Below are 16,480 nucleotides of genomic sequence, written 5' to 3'. Positions count from 1 at the left end.
GCAGTTGAAGTCGGCCTGCGCCAGCGACGCGGCCGGCGCGCACAGTAGCAGAAGCGCCGCAATGCCTCCGGCTGTCGTTCGAGCGCGAGACGGGCAGAGCATGAAAAATCTCCTTCGGTCCGAGAATCACTTTGGGTATCTGTCATCGAGCACGGCAAACAGGTCCGCGATCTCCGATCCGCATCCGGGTCGGACGTCGCTGAGAGCTTCTTCCATCACGAAAGCGCCGAGCGCGCGGTACGCCTCAAACTGGGTCTCGCCGAACCATTGGTTCGCCGTCGACTCGTGCGGAAATTCGGGATGCTGATTGAAATAGGCAATGACCGATGTGGGCTCGGTGCCGAACAGGACGGGCTTCACGTAGAATAGCAGACCGTGCCGGCGCTCCGCCTTCGCCTCATCATCAAGGTCGGGCGGGGCAGCACCATCATCGGGGTAATAAATGTCTGCGAGCGAGCAGGGTTCGCCCTTGTGGGGCGAGGCTTTTCCGCTCGTGTCAAGCGGCCGCCGGAACTTGATGCGTACGCCGAAATCGATCGAGACCCGCCGAACCAGATTCCCGAGATCCTCGTAACCGTAGTTGGGATCGCAGGCCGCGTCGCTGATCATGATGTACTTGCAGCGGCGGCGGATCATCTCGTATGCGCCGAGATTCTCGAAATGACCACCGTCCGACAGGTAGACGTACGGGTCGGTCGCCTTGGTCATTCCCATTGCCTCGCGGAACAGCGGCTCGTAGGCGGGCCGCGGCCCTTGGCGGAAGAAAGTGGCGGCGCCTTCCGGACCAGGATTGCCGGCCCACATGCCAAGCCGCACGTTGAACATCGTCATCAGCACGCCGAGCGATGGTGAGGAGTGATACCCCATGTTCGGACTGGCGGCGGCACCTGAGATTGTCACCGCGGTGCCGAGCGACATGCCGCCGTTGTAGTACGCGGCCGGACGGAAGCAGCCCTCGATCGGGACCGCATCCGGCGACGGGCGCCATTTCTGGTCACCCGAGCCGATATATTGGGGCGTGGCCACGAACGAAAGCGCTCTGCGCTCCTGCAGCTGGAGTTCCTGCGATGCCAGCGTGTTCAGAGCCATGTTGACGACGAGGAATTGAGGTGGCGGCGTGGGTTCGTGCGCCGGTTTTCCCTTCAGCGGCTCGGCCTTGCTTGGCCAGATATCGCGCAGCTTGAGGTTATCGCGCTCGTCGAAATCGGTGAACAAGTTCGGCGTGCGACCCGTATGCGACGCGCCCAGGAATGTACGGATCAGGCGGTTGCGATAGATGTTGTGCAGCGAGAAGCGATTGATATTGACGAAATGCGACACAATGAGCCCGAGGACGGTAAGGCCTATGAAGGCCCATAGCGTCCAGGTCATCGCCATCAAGAGAGGCACGTGTGGAGTCGGCGCGCTCGTGAAGTACGATCGCGTGAGCGGCTTGCCGAACAGCATATCGTCGAACTGCCACGAAATCAGGATCGCGGCGCTTGCCAGGAAAACGGGCATGGCGCAACCGAGGATGGCGCGGTAGAGGACAGCCGTCCACGAATTGACCTGCTCTCGCTTCATGGCAGCCGTTGATGGCGCCTTGCCGAGCACCGCGATCAGGATGCCGGCGAGGACGCCGGCGGCGGCAATGAGCTGCGGGCCGAGCGTCGGCCGCAGCTTGAACATCAGCGGCGACCCGAAAAGCACCAGCACCGTAACGATGAGGTAAATGCCGGCAACAAGACTGTGATAGCCCGCAGCCCGCGCCAGCCATTCGCGCTCGGCATCTGCCCACGGGGTCTTGCTGGCGAGGCCAATATACGCCAGCTCGCCGAAGAACAGCGCGCTCATTGCCAGCGGAGGGCCGAAGGTGATGATCGCCAGGTCGCGATCCATCCAGTCCGGCTTGATCATTGGGAAAGCGTAGACGACCAGGGCAGCGGCTGCTCCGGTCACCGCGCCGGCGATGGTGAAGCTGAAGGCGGTCAGCACCACGTATCGCTTGGCGGGCTCCGTCGCGACCGTAGAATCAGTGGATTTGGGGGACGCCGCGCTCGCCGAGTCGCTGCCCGTTTCGCTGGAATCGAGTTCCGCCTTCCGCGCGAAGTAGAACGCCAGGAGCCATACCGTGAGGCCGATCACCGCACCCGTGCCTGTGATACTCACCGCGTCGGCAAGACCGAAGTTCCTGTTCGTTGCGAAGGCCGTTGCCGCAGCGGTCATCGTGAAAATGGTGCCGAACGCCATCGGAATCAACTCGTTGCGATTGAAGCGCAATCCCTGCGAAACTTCGCTCTCCCAGCCGGGCCGTTGTCGCAGCGAATCCACCAGTGAGGCGCCGATCAACGCCAGCCCGATGCTGGCGAGCAAGGCGGGCAGTTCCTGCAACCATTCGACCCGATCAAGCAGCCAGACGCCCATTGCCCCGAACTTCACGGCGATGATGCCGGCAATGACAAAAGGAAATATGATCATCCAGTTGAGCAGCAGATTGCGCGTGAACAACGCTACGATCGTCAGGGTATCTGGGGACAGCAGGCCCGAATGCGGAGCCAGGTAGCGGCTGTACCTTCGGAGATGAGACAATGGCGAGTCGGGCGCCGGCCTCGCCCAAAGGTCCAGCTGCTTCTCAACCTTGTCGTAGTCGGTACGCTGTACCCAAGCGGTGAGGAAGGCACCGACGTAGCCTCCACCCGAGACGGTCGAGAGATAGTCAAAATGCTTGAGCAGCTTTCTAGACGCGAGCGCCTGGATCACGCCAAGCGCAAATGCCGCGCTACGGATGCCGCCACCGGATAACGAGAGCGCTGAGAGCTGCATATCGAGCGCGTTGCCACCGTCGCTACGGCCGCCAAGCGACTCGCGGCGCTTGCGAATCCAAGCCAACTCGTCGGCATGCACCTCATCCCATCCGATCGGTCGGACGTCAGTGGCACGACCGCCGAACCCCAGCAGGTCCGGCACAACCGAGATCTTGCGGCGCAAGATCCCTCCCAGACCCTCCCCGCCTGTTCCGTCGGGCGGCGCTCGCCCATCGTCAGCCATGTCAGCCACCTGTACACGCCGGCGACGCATGATGCCGCAAACCTGAGCTAGCAAGAAACAAAAAAACTCGCTCAGGTCGAAATAAATGGTTGACATCCCGGCAAGGTATTCGGAGCGAGGGACGGCCCATTGTTGCGATAGGGCCGATGAGGGCCGGCGCGATGGTTCGCTATCTCATGGATGAACCCCGTCGTCGGAGGCGTACGCCGAAACCGCTCTCTGGTGCCGGCCCGAGCGGCTCACACTGCGGCGGCGACGATGCCAAAGCTGCCGGTCGATACGCCCCGCGGCGTTCGGAGGGACCGTAACCCTCACCCGGACTGCATCTCGCGATACGATCCAGCTCTCGCTGCGGGAGAGGTGGACAAGAGAGCTGTAGCTACGTCGCCAGACTCGGCAGATCGAGCCCCTTGTCGCGCGCGCACTCGATCGCGATGTCGTAGCCTGCATCGGCGTGCCGCATGACGCCGGTGGCGGGATCGTTCCACAGCACGCGCTCGATCCGCTTCGCAGCCTCGGGCGTGCCGTCGGCGACGATCACCATGCCCGCGTGCTGCGAATAGCCGATGCCGACGCCGCCGCCATGATGCAGCGACACCCAGGTCGCTCCGCTGGCGCAATTGAGCAGCGCATTGAGCAGCGGCCAATCGGACACCGCATCCGATCCGTCCTTCATCGCCTCGGTCTCGCGGTTGGGGCTCGCCACCGAGCCGCTGTCGAGATGATCGCGGCCGATCACGATCGGCGCCTTCAATTCGCCACGTGCCACCATCTCGTTGAAGGCAAGGCCGAGGCGATGGCGGTCGCCGAGACCGACCCAGCAGATCCGTGCCGGCAGGCCCTGGAACTTGATGCGCGCCTTTGCCATGTCGAGCCAATTGTGCAGATGCTTGTCGTCAGGCATTAGCTCCTTGACCTTGGCATCGGTCTTGAAGATGTCCTCGGGATCGCCCGACAGCGCGGCCCAGCGGAATGGCCCGACGCCGCGACAGAACAGGGGGCGGATATAGGCGGGCACGAAGCCGGGGAAATCGAAGGCGTTCTTCAGGCCCATGTCCTGTGCCATCTGGCGGATGTTGTTGCCGTAGTCGAGCGTCGGAATACCCTGGGCATGGAAATCCAGCATGGCCTGGACATGCTCGACCATCGACGTCTTCGAGGCGCGCTCCACTGCCTTCGGATCGGACGCGCGCTTGGCTTCCCATTCGGCAAGCGTCCAGCCCTTCGGCAAGTAGCCGTTGATGGGATCGTGCGCGCTGGTCTGGTCGGTGACGATGTCGGGCTTGACGCCGCGGCGCACCAGCTCAGGGAAGATCTCCGCGGCGTTGCCGAGCAGGCCGACCGAGACCGCCTTGTTCGTCTTCGCGGCGTCCGCCATGATCGCGAGCGCTTCATCAAGCGTTGCGGCTTGCCGGTCGAGATAGCCGGTCCGCAGGCGCATCTCGATGCGGCTCGGCTGGCATTCGACCGCAAGCATCGAAGCGCCGGCCATGGTCGCCGCCAGCGGCTGCGCGCCGCCCATGCCTCCCAAGCCGGCCGTGAGAATCCATTTACCGGCGAGGCTGCCGCCGTAATGACGCCGACCGACCTCGACGAACGTTTCATAGGTGCCCTGCACGATGCCCTGGCTGCCGATATAGATCCAGGAGCCCGCCGTCATCTGGCCGTACATCATCAGGCCCTGGCGATCGAGCTCGTTGAAATGATCGAGCGTCGCCCAATGCGGCACGATGTTGGAATTCGCGATCAGCACGCGTGGTGCATCGGCATGGGTCCGGAACACGCCGACCGGCTTGCCGGACTGCACCAGCAGCGTCTGGTCGGCTTCGAGCTTGCGCAAGGCCGCAACGATCCGGTCAAAACTCTCCCAGTCGCGCGCGGCGCGGCCGATGCCGCCATAGACGACGAGCTCGCTCGGGCGTTCCGCGACGTCAGGGTCGAGATTGTTCATCAGCATGCGCAGCGGCGCTTCCGTGAGCCAGCTCTTGGCGCTGATGTCGCTGCCGCGGGGAGCGCGGATGGTACGGTCATTGTCCAGACGGCGGTTCATGCGGGCCTCTTCAGACGAGTCTCGGAAACGGATCGGTGGGAAGCTGGGCGAGCGCAGCAGCTGGAAGCGCATCGGCCTCGATCAATGCAGCGGCCTTGGCCAGATCGCCGGCCATGTAGCGATCGGCGCCCAGTGCGGGCACCTGCTCGCGCAATGCGGCAATGACGGCGACCAGCGGCGCACTGGTTGCATGCGGCGCGCGCAGCGTGATGCCTTGGGCAGCGACCAGAAGCTCGATGCCGAGGATGGCGGCGAGATTGTCGGCCATGTCGGACAGGCGCCGCGCAGCATGCGCGGCCATCGAGACATGGTCTTCCTGATTGGCGCTGGTCGGCGTCGAATCGATCGAGCAGGCGAGCGCACGCTGCTTGTTCTCGGCATAGAGCGCGGCCGCCGTCACCTCGGCGATCATGAAACCGGAATTGATGCCGGGATCTGGCGTGAGGAACGGCGGCAGTCCGAAATTGAGCGCGGGGTCGACCAGCGTCGCGATGCGCCGCTCGCTGATCGCACCGATTTCCGACAGCGCCAGCGCGATGGCATCTGCGGCAAACGCCACCGGCTCGGCGTGGAAATTGCCGCCGGAGACGATCTCCCCGGTCTCGACCAGCACCAGCGGGTTATCGGTGACGGCATTGGCCTCCACGATCAGCGTGCGCGCGGCCTGCGTGATCAGATCGAGCGCGGCACCGGCAACCTGTGGCTGGCAGCGCAGGCAATAGGGATCCTGCACACGCTCGTCGCCTTCCAGGTGAGAGAGGCGGATGTCGCTGCCGTCGAGCAGCGCGGTCAGCGTCGCGGCCGCCGCGATCTGGCCGGCATGGCCGCGCAGCGCCTGAACTTCAGGGCGGAACGGTGCCGTCGAGGCCATCGCCGCATCCACCGACAGCGCACCGGTCACGAGCGCGGCGCGGGCGAGGCGAAATGCGCGCAACACGCCCGAGAGGGCGTAGGCGGTCGAGAATTGCGTGCCGTTGATCAGCGCGAGGCCTTCCTTGGGCCCAAGGGTCAGCGGCTTGAGGCCGGCGGCGGCGAGTGCCTCGCTGCCGGACACGATCTTGCCATCGACAATCGCCTGCCCTTCGCCAATCATCACGGCCGTCATATGCGCGAGCGGTGCCAGATCGCCGGAGGCGCCGACCGAGCCTTGCTGCGGCACCAGCGGATAGACGCCACGGGCCAGCATGTCCTGCAACTGCTCGATCACCGCGCGGCGCACGCCGGAAGCGCCGCGGCCGAGCGAGACGATCTTCAGCGCCATCATCAGGCGGACGATGAGCTCCGGCGTCGGCTGGCCGACGCCGCAGCAATGCGAGACGATCAGGTTGCGCTGAAGCAGCGCGGTCTGGTCCGGCGGAATGCGCTTCGACGCGAGCTTCCCGAAGCCGGTGTTGATGCCGTAGACGGGGACGTCGGCCTGCGCGGCCTGCGCAACGATCAGCGCAGCCGCATCGATACGCGGCCAGAACGAAGGATCGAGCACGACGGGGGCGCCTTCGAGCACCCGCGAGAGATCGTCGAGGCTCACTGTTCCCGGCTTGACGACGATCGCTGTCTCCTGCTCCGTCACTGCCCCCTCCATACCCGCTTGTGCAGCGGATTGAAGCCGATGCGGTAGACCAGCTCGGCCGGCCGCTCGATCTCCCAGATCGCGAGGTCGCACCATTTGCCGGTTTCCAGTGTGCCGATCTCGTTCAGCAGGCCGAGCGCCCGCGCGCCTTCACGGGTAACGCCGGCGAGGCACTCGGCCACATTCATCCGGAACAATGTCGCGCCCATGTTCATCGCGAGCAGCAGCGAGGTCAGTGGCGAGCTGCCGGGATTGCAGTCGGTCGCCAGCGCCATGGGAACGTTGTGCTTGCGGAACGTCTCGACCGGCGGCTTCTGCGTCTCGCGAATGAAGTAGAACGCGCCGGGCAGCAGCACGGCGACAGTGCCGGCCCTCGCCATGGCGGCGGCACCGGCTTCGTCAGTGTGCTCGAGATGATCGGCTGAGAGCGCCGAGAATTTCGCGGCAAGCGCAGCGCCGCCGAGATTCGAGAGCTGGTCGGCATGGAGCTTGATCGGCAGTCCAAGTCCCCTCGCCGCTTCGAACACCCGCGCAGTCTGTTCGGCGGAGAATGCGATGCCCTCCATGAAGGCATCGACGGCATCGGCGAGGCCCGCGTTTGCGATCGCCGGCAGCATCTCCTTGCAGACGAGATCGATGTAACCATCCTTGTCGCCACCCGCCTCGACCGGCAGCGCATGCGCGCCCAAGAACGACGTGCGGATCGTAACCGACCGCTCACGGCCGAGGCTGCGCGCAGCCGCGAGCTGGCGCATCTCGGTTTCTGTGTCGAGGCCGTAGCCGGACTTGATCTCGACCGTGGTGGCGCCCTCAGCCGTCAGCGCGTCGAGCCGCGGCAGCGCGCCTGCGACGAGCTCGGCTTCGCTCGCCTTGCGCGTTGCCGCCACAGTCGAGACGATGCCACCGCCGGCGCGCGCGATCTCCTCATAGCTTGCCCCCTTCAGGCGCAGCTCGAATTCGTGCGCACGATTGCCGCCATAGACAAGATGAGTATGGCAGTCGACGAGACCGGGCGTAATCCAGCGCCCCTCGCAATCGATCCGCTCGATCGCGTCTGCATCGGCGGGAAAATCCGCTTTCGCGCCGGCATAGGCCATGCGACCGCCGCGTGCGGCGATGAGACCATGCTCGATCTCGCCAAGATCGGCACGATCGACCCGCATCGTCGCGAGGCGGGCATTGTGCCAGATCCGGTCGAAGCGCTCTGCCATGCGTGTATCCCTTCGCCCTGGGGATGCTTGACTTATATGTCTAGACATATAATCGTAAGACGGTTCTGTCCAGCCGGCGTGTAGATCATGACCCGACTGCATTTCGCTTCCGCGCTCCTGCCTTCCGGCTGGGCCAATGACGTGCAGGTGGTGATCGCCGCCGGCGCGATCGCCGCGGTGACGCCGGGCGTGGCGCCGTCCGCCGGCGACGAGCGCCATGCTATCGCGCTTCCCGGACTTGCGAGCCTGCACAGCCACGCCTTCCAGCGCGGCATGGCAGGCCTTGCCGAATTGCGCGGCGATTCCACCGACACGTTCTGGACCTGGCGCGAGACGATGTATCGCTTTGCGCTGGCGATGACGCCCGACGACGTCGCGGCTGTGGCGACGCTGCTGTATGTCGAGATGCTCGAGCAGGGTTTTACCCGCGTCGGCGAATTCCACTATCTGCACCACGACCGCGACGGCTCGCCCTACGCTGACCCCGCCGAGATGGCCACGCGGATTGCACAGGCGGCCGAAGCCTCGGGCATTGCGCTGACGTTGTTGCCGACTTTCTATGCGCATGGCTCGTTTGGAGGCGCAGCGCCGCATGCCGGGCAGCGCCGCTTCATCTGCCCGGTCGATCAGTTCGCCGCATTGATGACGGCCTCGCGCCAGGCGATCAGCGCCTTGCCCGGCGCCAATATCGGCATCGCTCCGCACAGTTTGCGCGCGGTCACGCCGGACGAGCTCGCCGCGATCCTTCCGCTCGCCGAGGGCGGGCCGGTGCACATCCATGCCGCCGAGCAGGTGAAGGAGGTCGAGAATTGCCTCGCCTGGTCGGGCCGGCGTCCGGTGCAATGGCTGCTGGAGCACGCGCCTGTCGATCGGCGCTGGTGCCTCATTCACGCGACCCACATGACGAGTGAGGAAGTGACGGCTTTCGCCAAGACAGGCGCGGTCGCCGGCCTTTGCCCGATCACGGAGGCGAGCCTCGGCGACGGCACTTTCTCGGCGCGGGAGTTTGTCGACGCCGGTGGCCTTTTCGGCGTCGGTACCGATTCCAACGTGTTGATCGGCGCCGCAGACGAGTTGCGCCAGCTCGAATACGGCCAGCGGCTCAAGCACCGCCAGCGCAACGTCCTCTCCGGCGGCGCAGGTCGCTCTACGGGACGCTCGCTGTTCGACGGGGCGCTCGCCGGCGGCGCGCGGGCGCTGGCGCAGCCGACGGTCGGCCTCACACCCGGCGCGCGCGCCGATATCGTCACGCTCGACACGGCGCATCCTTCGCTGGCAGGGCGCGCGCGCGATGCCGTCATCGACGGCTGGATTTTTTCTGCCGGCGGCGCCGCCATCGATTGCGTCTGGGCCGGCGGCCGCAAGGTGGTCGAGGGCGGTCAGCATGGATTACGCCAAGCCGCACGCGAACGCTTCAACGCATCGATGCGGAGGCTCGTTGCATGAGCCTCGTCACCGATGCCGACAAGCCGACGCTCTACAAGCGCATCCGCGGCGACATCGAGCAGCGCATCCTGACCGGCGAGTGGCCGCCCGGCCATCGCATTCCCTTCGAGCACGAGCTGGTCGCGCGCTACGGCTGCTCGCGCATGACCGTGAACAAGGCGCTGTCTGAGCTGGCGCAGGCCGATCTGATCGAGCGGCGCCGGCGTGCCGGCTCGTTCGTGCGCCGGCCGCAGCATCAGTCGGCGGTGCTCAAGATCGCCGACATCCGCGCCGAGATCACCGCGCTCGGGCGCAGTTACGGCTACGAGCTGATCGGCCGCAAGCTGCGCGCGGCGACGGCCGCCGATCGCGACCGGCTCGGCGTGAAGAAGGCCGGCAAGGTGGTCGCGATCACCTGCCGGCACAGCGCCGACAAGGTCCCGTTCGCGGTCGAGGACAGGCTGATCGACCTCTCGTCTGTGCCCAATGCTGCGACCGCGGATTTTTCGCGCGAGCCGCCCGGCTCGTGGCTGCTTCACCATGTCCCATGGACCGAGGCCGAGCACACGATCAGCGCCATCGTTGCGGACGACCGCGCGGCGGAAGCGCTCGCGATCGCCGTCGGCGCCCCCTGTCTCGTGATCGACCGCTATACCTGGCGCAGCGCACGCACGATCACCGCCGTGCGCCTGCTCTATCCCGGTGACTCTCACCGCCTTGTCGCGCGATTCAAGGGTGGCTGAGAGGATATGTCGGCACAAATCGTGCAACGCTTCGCGGAACCGCCCATATGGGCCGGCAGAGATCAACAGGACGTCAAACCATCGATCGGCAAGAGGACGATAATCATGCGTAGTTCGACAGTATTTGCGACAATCATTGCTCTCGCGGCCTCCACTCCGGCGCTCGCCCAGGACGTCAAGGTCGGCATCGGCATTTCCGGGTGGACCGGCTTCGCGCCGCTGACGCTGGCGAAGGAGGCCGGCATCTTCAAGAAAAACGGCCTCGACGTCACCATCAAGAAGATCCCGCAGAAGGACCGCCATCTCGCCATCGCCTCCGGCGACATCCAGTGTGCGGCGACCACGGTCGAGACCTGGATCTCCTGGAACGCCAACGGCGTCGCCACCAAGCAGATCTTCCAGCTCGACAAGAGCTATGGCGCCGACGGGATGGCCGTGCGCAACGACATCGCCGCGATCAAGGACCTGAAAGGCAAGACCGTCGCCGCCTCCGCGCCGGGCACCTCGCCCTACTTCGCGCTGGCCTGGATGCTGAAGAAGAACGGCCTCACCACGAAGGACGTGACGGTGGTGAACCTCGAGCCGGCGGCTGCGGCGCAGGCCTTCGTCTCCGGCCAGAACGATGCGGCGATGACCTATGAGCCATACTTGTCGACGGTGCGTGCCGCGCCGGACAAGGGCAAGATCATCGCCACCACGCTGGACTATCCGATGGTCATGGACACGTTCGGCTGCACGCCGAAGTTCCTCACCGACAATCCCAAGGCCGCCAAGGCGCTCGCCGACAGCTATTTCGAGGCGCTCGAGACGATCGCCAAGGACCAGGCCAAGTCCTACGAGATCATGGGCGCCGACGTGAAGCAGACCGGCGAGCAGTTCGGCAACTCGGCGAAATATCTGCGCTGGCAGGACAAGGCCGCGAACCAGAAGTTCTTCGCGGGCGAGTTCCTGACCTTCAACAAGGAGGCCGCCGAGCTCCTGCTCGAGATCGGTATCATCAAGGCCGTGCCGAAGGTCGAGGACCTCTACGACGCGAGCTTCATCAAGTAACGTTCTCCAAGCTGCCGGTTCCGCCTCAAGCGGAGCCGGCGCACCATTCGGATACAGTTTGATGCGTCCTCTGGATCCCGTGACATCGAAGCAACGTGCGGCATATGGCCTGGCGTTCTTCGTGCTGTTCGTCGCCCTCTGGTCATGGGCGACGTTTGGCGGGCATGTGTCGAAGACTTTCCTCGCCAATCCGCTCACCATGGTGCAGGAAGGCCTCGAGCTGCTCACCAAGCACGGCTTCCTGTTCGACATCGGCATGACGATCTGGCGCGTCGTCGGCGGCTTTGCGCTCGCGGCGGTCATTGCGGTGCCACTCGGCGTGCTGATGGGCGCCTACAAGCCGGTCGAAGCCTTCCTCGAACCCTTCGTCTCATTTGCACGCTATTTGCCCGCCTCGGCCTTCATCCCGCTGCTGATCCTGTGGGCCGGCATCGGCGAGCTGCAGAAGCTGCTCGTCATCTTCATCGGTTCGGTGTTCCAGGTGATCCTGATGGTCGCGGTGACGGTCGGCGCCACGCGGCGCGATCTGGTCGAGGCCGCCTATACGCTTGGCGCCAGCGACCGCGGGATCATCCGCCGGGTGCTGCTGCCTTCCTCCGCGCCGGAGATCGCAGAGATCCTGCGGCTGGTGCTGGGCTGGGCCTGGACCTACGTCATCGTCGCCGAGCTGATCGGCTCGTCCTCGGGCATCGGTCATATGATCACCGACAGCCAGGCGCTGCTCAACACCGGCCAGATCATCTTCGGCATCATCGTGATCGGATTGATCGGCCTGATCTCGGACTTCCTGTTCAAGGCGTTCAACGCCTGGCTGTTTCCCTGGAAGCTGGCATGACCATTCTTAGGATCGAGCAGGTCTCGCGCACCTTCCCCGCGCGCCACGGCAACGCGCCGACCAGGGCGCTGGAGCCGACCGATCTCACGATCGGCAACAACGACTTCGTCACCATCCTCGGTCCCTCCGGCTGCGGCAAGTCCACGCTGCTGCGCATCGTCGCCGGCCTCGACCGTCCGACCGGCGGACGTGTCACGCTGGACGGACGCGAGGTGACCGGCCCGGGCGCCGATCGCGGCATGGTGTTCCAGTCCTACACGCTGTTCCCCTGGCTGACGGTGCGCGAGAACATCGCCTTCGGCCTGCGCGAGCGCGGCGTGTCCGAGGCGGAGCGACACAAGATCGCCGATGCCTTCATCCGCCAGGTCGGGCTGTCCGGCTTCGAAAACCATTGGCCCAAGCAGCTCTCCGGCGGCATGCAGCAGCGCACCGCGATCGCACGCGCGCTCGCCAACGATCCGAAGATCCTGCTGCTCGACGAGCCGTTCGGCGCGCTCGACAACCAGACCCGCGCTTTGATGCAGGAAATGCTGCTCGGGATCTGGGAACGCGACCAGAAGACCGTGCTGTTCGTGACCCACGATATCGAGGAAGCCATCTTCCTCGGCAGCCGCGTCATCGTGATGAGCGCGCGCCCCGGCCGCATCAAGGCCGAAATCAATGTGGACCTGCCGCATCCGCGCTCCTACAAGATCAAGACCACGCCTGAATTCGTCCAGCTGAAGGAACGGCTGGTCGAGGAGATCCGAACCGAGGCGCTGAAGGTTGTCGAACATGCCTGACGCTCGTGCCGACGGACATCGCGTTCTCGCCGACCTCCATGCACTGCGTGCCTTCGGCGCCTACAAGACCGGCGTGCACAAGCCGACCTTCTCCGAGCCGCACAAGCTGTCGCTGGAGTGGCTCGTCCAGAAGCTGCCCGAGGCCGAGCTCTCCGCGACGATTGACGGCATCGGCAATGTGTTCGGGACGAGCTCGAAGTCCAGACCGAAACTGCTGGCGGGCTCGCACCTGGAAAGCCAGAACTATGCCGGCTGGCTCGACGGCCCGCTCGGCGTCGTCTATGCGCTGGAGGCGGCGCGCGTGCTCAATGCCGACGCTTCGGTGAACGGCGCGGTCGAGGTCGCCGCCTGGTGCGACGAGGAGGGACATTTCGGTCATTTCCTCGGCTCGCGCTCCTATGTCGGACAGGTGACCGAGGCCGACATCGACGCCGCGCGCGACCGCACCAGCGGCCGCACCATGCGCGATGCCCTGGCCGACATGGGGCTGGCGGGGCGTCCGCGCATCACCGCCGAGCCGGGACGGCACGTCGGTTATCTCGAGGCGCATATCGAGCAGGGCGACACGCTCGAAAGCGGGCGCCTGGCGATCGGCGTCGTGACGTCCATCGTCGGCATCTGGCAGTACCAGATCAACTTTGCCGGCGAGCAGAACCATGCCGGCACCACGTGCATGGCGGTGCGCAAGGATGCGGGCCTGGCGCTGGCCAAGTTCTGCGTGGCGATCGACGAGCGTTTCCCCGCCGCCTGCGGCCCGCGCACGGTCTGGACCACCGGCCGCATCACGCTCGATCCGGGCGCACCGAGCATCATTCCCGTTGGCGCGGAGATGTTGTTCCAGATCCGCGACGACGACCCGTTTGTCATCGCGCGGCTGGAGCAACTGCTGCGGACCATGGCGGACGAAGCCAGCGCAAATGGCCCCTGCACCGTCACGGTGACGAAGCTGCGCACCGGCGCCCCCGCGATGATGAATGCGGGCTTTCAGGACGCGATCGAGGCCGCGAGCAAGGCCGTCGCCGGTGGCCGTTCCATCCGCATGCCGAGCGGGGCCGGCCACGATGCGCAGATGCTGGCGACCGTCATGCCCGCCGGCATGCTGTTCGTGCCGTCGATCGGCGGCATCAGCCATCACTGGACCGAGAACACGGCGGATGCCGACATCGTGACGGGCGCAGAGGTGTTCGTCGAGGCGTGCCGGCGGATCCTCGGGGGCTAGGTCGAGGCATGCAGCCGTTGAGCGCCTGCCACGACCATTCGAGCAGGGCTCTGCCATAAAGCCGCGGCAATCCTCGGGCCTGTCGACCGTCTCCTCCCCTGCTTCCCGGAGTTCCCATGTCTTCTGCCGACCGGCCGGCAACCCGCCTCGCCACCCGGCTTGCCTTCCTCGTTGCGGGCTTCGGCATCGCGTGCTGGGCACCCCTGGTGCCGTTCGCGAAGGCGCGGCTCGCCGTCGACGACGGAGTTCTCGGCCTGCTCCTGCTCAGCCTCGGCATCGGCTCAGTGATCGCGATGCTGCTGACCGGCGTGCTCAGCGCGCGCTATGGCAGCCGGCCGATCATCGTCGCGGGCGGGATCGGTCTGACGCTGGTGCTGCCGCTGCTGGCGGTCGCAAGCTCGCCGCTGTCGCTGGCGCTGGCGCTGCTTGCGTTCGGCGCCGCGCTAGGCTCGATCGACGTCGCCATGAACATCCACGCCGTGGAGGTGGAGCGCGCCGCGCGACGCCCGCTGATGTCCGGCTTCCACGCCCTGTTCAGCATCGGCGGCTTCGCCGGTTCCGCGCTGATGACGGCGCTGCTCTCTCTGCAGCTCGGCGCGCTCGCCTCGACGTTGATCTGCTCCGTGCTGATGCTGATCGCGATGCTCGTGACCTGGCCGCGCCTGCTTCGCTCGGTGCAGGTGCAGGAAGGCCCATTGTTCGTGCTGCCGCATGGATCGGTGCTGCTGCTGGCGCTGCTCGGCGCCATCACCTTCCTGGTCGAAGGCGCGATGCTCGATTGGGGCGCGCTGCTCGTGATCGGCGCCGGGCTCGTCAGCGAGGCCCAAGGCGGCATCGGCTACATCGTGTTCTCGATCGCGATGACGATCGGCCGGCTTAGCGGCGACGCCATCGTTGCGCGCATCGGAGACCGCACGACATTGCTGTGGGGCAGCCTCATCGCGATCGCCGGCTTCGTGGTGCTGCTCACCGCGCCCGTGGCAGCGGTCGCCATCGCCGGATTCCTGCTGATCGGGCTCGGCGCCTCGAACCTCGTGCCCGTGCTATTCCGCCGGGCGGCGCAACAAAAGGTGATGCCCACGGGACTTGCGGTCGCGGCGATCACGACGGCCGGCTATGCAGGCGTCCTGCTGGGCCCTGCCGGCGTCGGCTTCGTCGCACAGCTCGGCGGACTGCCGCTGGCATTCTGGCTGCTCGCCGCCTTGATGGGTCTCGTCACGTTGACGGCGGGGATCGTCACCGCGGAGCAGCGCCGGACCTTGCATGTCGATGCGTGAGCGGACTCGCGTCGGCTTTGACCGATGAGGAGGTGGACCGCCACAGCCGGCGAGCCACCTTCTTCAGGCTCTAGCCTCCGACTGCCGCAGCGCGCCGCGGCAGCTTCCAGCCCGGCCGGATGAAGTGGCAGGTGTAGCCGTCAGGATAACGTTCGAGATAATCCTGATGCTCGGGCTCGGCCTCCCAGAACTCGCGCGCGGGCGCGACCTCGGTCACCACCTTGCCGGGCCACAGGCCGGACGCCTCGACGTCGGCGATGGTGTCTTCGGCAATCCGCTTCTGCTCCTCGCTGGTGTAGAAGATCGCCGACCGATAGCTCGTGCCGATATCGTTGCCCTGACGGTTGAGCGTGGTCGGATCATGGATCTGGAAGAAGAACTCCAGCATGGTCCGGAAGCTGGTCCTGGCCGGATCGAACACGATCTCGATCGCTTCGGCATGGCCCTCGTGATTGCGGTAGGTGGCGTTCTTGACGTGCCCACCGGTGTAACCGACGCGGGTGGAGATCACGCCCGGCTGCTTGCGGATCAGATCCTGCATGCCCCAGAAGCAGCCGCCGGCCAAAACTGCGCGTTCCGTCGTCATGTGATGTGCTCCCAATGATCGCTCAAAAGCTTGTCCATCATATAGGCTTTCGGCCGCCCGGCCGAAAGCCGCGCGTTGACGCCCACCCGGTCGCTAGGGCTCGGTGCAGCCTCTCCCGCTTACGGGACAGGTCGCGCCGTAGGCGGGGTGAGGGCTTTCTCCTCCAGGAGACTATCCCATTGCGGAAACACCATCTCCCCAACCCTCTCCCGCAAGCGGGAGAGGGAGCGCACCTCCGCCATTGCAGCGATCTAGCCTCAGTCCATCGCCCTAGATCAGCTTGGAGTCGAGCGTGATGGCGGCGTTGAGCACCTTGGACACCGGGCAGTTCTTCTCGGCCTCGCCGGCGAGCCGGGCGAAGCCGGCATCGTCGAGACCAGGCACTTTCGCCCGCAGGGTCAGCGCGGATTTGCTGATCTTGAAGCCCTTGCCCTCGGGCTCGAGCGTGACGGCGGCTTCGGTCGAGAGCTCGTCCGGCGTGAAACCCGCCATCTGCAGGCCGAAGGCGAGCGCCATGGTGAAGCAGCCGGCATGGGCCGCGGCGATCAACTCTTCGGGATTGGTGCCCTTCTCGTTCTCGAAGCGGGTCTTGAATGAATAGGGCGTCCCGGCAAGCACGCCGGATTCGCTCGACAGATGGCCTGTGCCATCGCGACCAGTGCCCTTCCAGACTGCTGTTGCCTTGCGGATCATCTAAAGGTCTCC

General features: G+C 65.6%; 13 protein-coding genes. 7 read left to right on the top strand and 6 right to left on the bottom strand.

Going from position 1 to position 16,480, the window contains the following annotated elements; genetic code table 11:
- Nucleotides 1-126: 126 nt before the first annotated feature.
- The 4 genes from I6F31_RS10980 to hutI form a co-directional block, all read right to left on the bottom strand.
- Entirely contained in the window at nt 127-2,967 is a 2,841-nt protein-coding gene (locus tag I6F31_RS10980) for a patatin-like phospholipase family protein (protein ID WP_225185394.1), read from the bottom strand.
- 439 nt (nt 2,968-3,406) lie between these two features.
- Nucleotides 3,407-5,077, bottom strand: a complete 1,671-nt coding sequence (hutU, locus tag I6F31_RS10975) for a urocanate hydratase (RefSeq protein WP_225114636.1) — start codon at nt 5,075-5,077, stop codon at nt 3,407-3,409.
- 10 nt (nt 5,078-5,087) lie between these two features.
- Nucleotides 5,088-6,647 (bottom strand): histidine ammonia-lyase, encoded by a 1,560-nt coding sequence (gene hutH / locus I6F31_RS10970; RefSeq protein ID WP_225185393.1) that lies wholly within the window; start codon nt 6,645-6,647, stop codon nt 5,088-5,090.
- A complete protein-coding gene (gene hutI, locus I6F31_RS10965) occupies nt 6,644-7,858 on the bottom strand; it encodes an imidazolonepropionase (RefSeq protein ID WP_225185392.1) in 1,215 nt (404 codons plus the stop codon). Before hutI ends, hutH begins: the two co-directional genes overlap by 4 nt.
- A gap of 87 nt (nt 7,859-7,945) precedes the next feature.
- On the opposite strand from hutI, the gene I6F31_RS10960 reads away from it, so the two are divergent.
- From I6F31_RS10960 to I6F31_RS10930, 7 genes are all read left to right on the top strand, one after another.
- Nucleotides 7,946-9,304 (top strand): formimidoylglutamate deiminase, encoded by a 1,359-nt coding sequence (locus tag I6F31_RS10960; protein WP_225185391.1) that lies wholly within the window; start codon nt 7,946-7,948, stop codon nt 9,302-9,304.
- The gene (gene hutC, locus I6F31_RS10955; RefSeq protein ID WP_225185390.1) at nt 9,301-10,026 is read left to right on the top strand and encodes a histidine utilization repressor; all 726 of its coding nucleotides are present in this window, start codon (nt 9,301-9,303) and stop codon (nt 10,024-10,026) included. The genes I6F31_RS10960 and hutC overlap by 4 nt, the downstream gene beginning before the upstream one ends.
- A 105-nt stretch (nt 10,027-10,131) precedes the next feature.
- A complete protein-coding gene (locus I6F31_RS10950) occupies nt 10,132-11,076 on the top strand; it encodes an ABC transporter substrate-binding protein (RefSeq protein ID WP_036029324.1) in 945 nt (314 codons plus the stop codon).
- Nucleotides 11,077-11,137: 61 nt separating this feature from the next.
- Entirely contained in the window at nt 11,138-11,911 is a 774-nt protein-coding gene (locus I6F31_RS10945) for an ABC transporter permease (protein WP_036008029.1), read from the top strand.
- Entirely contained in the window at nt 11,908-12,693 is a 786-nt protein-coding gene (locus tag I6F31_RS10940; RefSeq protein ID WP_225185389.1) for an ABC transporter ATP-binding protein, read from the top strand. Before I6F31_RS10945 ends, I6F31_RS10940 begins: the two co-directional genes overlap by 4 nt.
- On the top strand, nt 12,686-13,912 hold the full coding sequence (locus tag I6F31_RS10935; protein ID WP_225185388.1) for a Zn-dependent hydrolase: 1,227 nt from the start codon (nt 12,686-12,688) through the stop codon (nt 13,910-13,912). Before I6F31_RS10940 ends, I6F31_RS10935 begins: the two co-directional genes overlap by 8 nt.
- Nucleotides 13,913-14,028: 116 nt before the next feature.
- A complete protein-coding gene (locus I6F31_RS10930) occupies nt 14,029-15,189 on the top strand; it encodes an MFS transporter (protein ID WP_225185387.1) in 1,161 nt (386 codons plus the stop codon).
- Nucleotides 15,190-15,259: 70 nt separating this feature from the next.
- On the opposite strand, the gene msrA is transcribed toward I6F31_RS10930, so the two are convergent.
- Complete coding sequence (gene msrA, locus I6F31_RS10925) at nt 15,260-15,775, bottom strand: peptide-methionine (S)-S-oxide reductase MsrA (protein ID WP_036008049.1); 516 nt, start codon at nt 15,773-15,775, stop codon at nt 15,260-15,262.
- 270 nt (nt 15,776-16,045) lie between these two features.
- Nucleotides 16,046-16,468, bottom strand: a complete 423-nt coding sequence (locus I6F31_RS10920; protein WP_036008052.1) for an OsmC family protein — start codon at nt 16,466-16,468, stop codon at nt 16,046-16,048.
- Nucleotides 16,469-16,480 lie beyond the last annotated feature (12 nt).

This window comes from Bradyrhizobium sp. NBAIM01 (assembly GCF_020194115.1).
Classification (GTDB): Bacteria; Pseudomonadota; Alphaproteobacteria; order Rhizobiales; family Xanthobacteraceae; genus Bradyrhizobium; species Bradyrhizobium yuanmingense.
Note: the sequence above shows the minus strand (reverse complement) of the source record. Positions and strands in the feature narration are given on the sequence as shown.

Bases quoted from the DNA above. Each gene is read 5' to 3' on its own strand.
- hutU (WP_225114636.1), bottom strand. From the start codon at position 5,077: ATGAACCGCCGTCTGGACAATGACCGTACCATCCGCGCTCCCCGCGGC.
- hutI (WP_225185392.1), bottom strand. From the start codon at position 7,858: ATGGCAGAGCGCTTCGACCGGATCTGGCACAATGCCCGCCTCGCGACG.
- I6F31_RS10960 (WP_225185391.1), top strand. From the start codon at position 7,946: ATGACCCGACTGCATTTCGCTTCCGCGCTCCTGCCTTCCGGCTGGGCC.
- hutC (WP_225185390.1), top strand. From the start codon at position 9,301: ATGAGCCTCGTCACCGATGCCGACAAGCCGACGCTCTACAAGCGCATC.
- I6F31_RS10950 (WP_036029324.1), top strand. From the start codon at position 10,132: ATGCGTAGTTCGACAGTATTTGCGACAATCATTGCTCTCGCGGCCTCC.
- I6F31_RS10945 (WP_036008029.1), top strand. From the start codon at position 11,138: ATGCGTCCTCTGGATCCCGTGACATCGAAGCAACGTGCGGCATATGGC.
- I6F31_RS10940 (WP_225185389.1), top strand. From the start codon at position 11,908: ATGACCATTCTTAGGATCGAGCAGGTCTCGCGCACCTTCCCCGCGCGC.
- I6F31_RS10935 (WP_225185388.1), top strand. From the start codon at position 12,686: ATGCCTGACGCTCGTGCCGACGGACATCGCGTTCTCGCCGACCTCCAT.
- I6F31_RS10930 (WP_225185387.1), top strand. From the start codon at position 14,029: ATGTCTTCTGCCGACCGGCCGGCAACCCGCCTCGCCACCCGGCTTGCC.
- msrA (WP_036008049.1), bottom strand. From the start codon at position 15,775: ATGACGACGGAACGCGCAGTTTTGGCCGGCGGCTGCTTCTGGGGCATG.
- I6F31_RS10920 (WP_036008052.1), bottom strand. From the start codon at position 16,468: ATGATCCGCAAGGCAACAGCAGTCTGGAAGGGCACTGGTCGCGATGGC.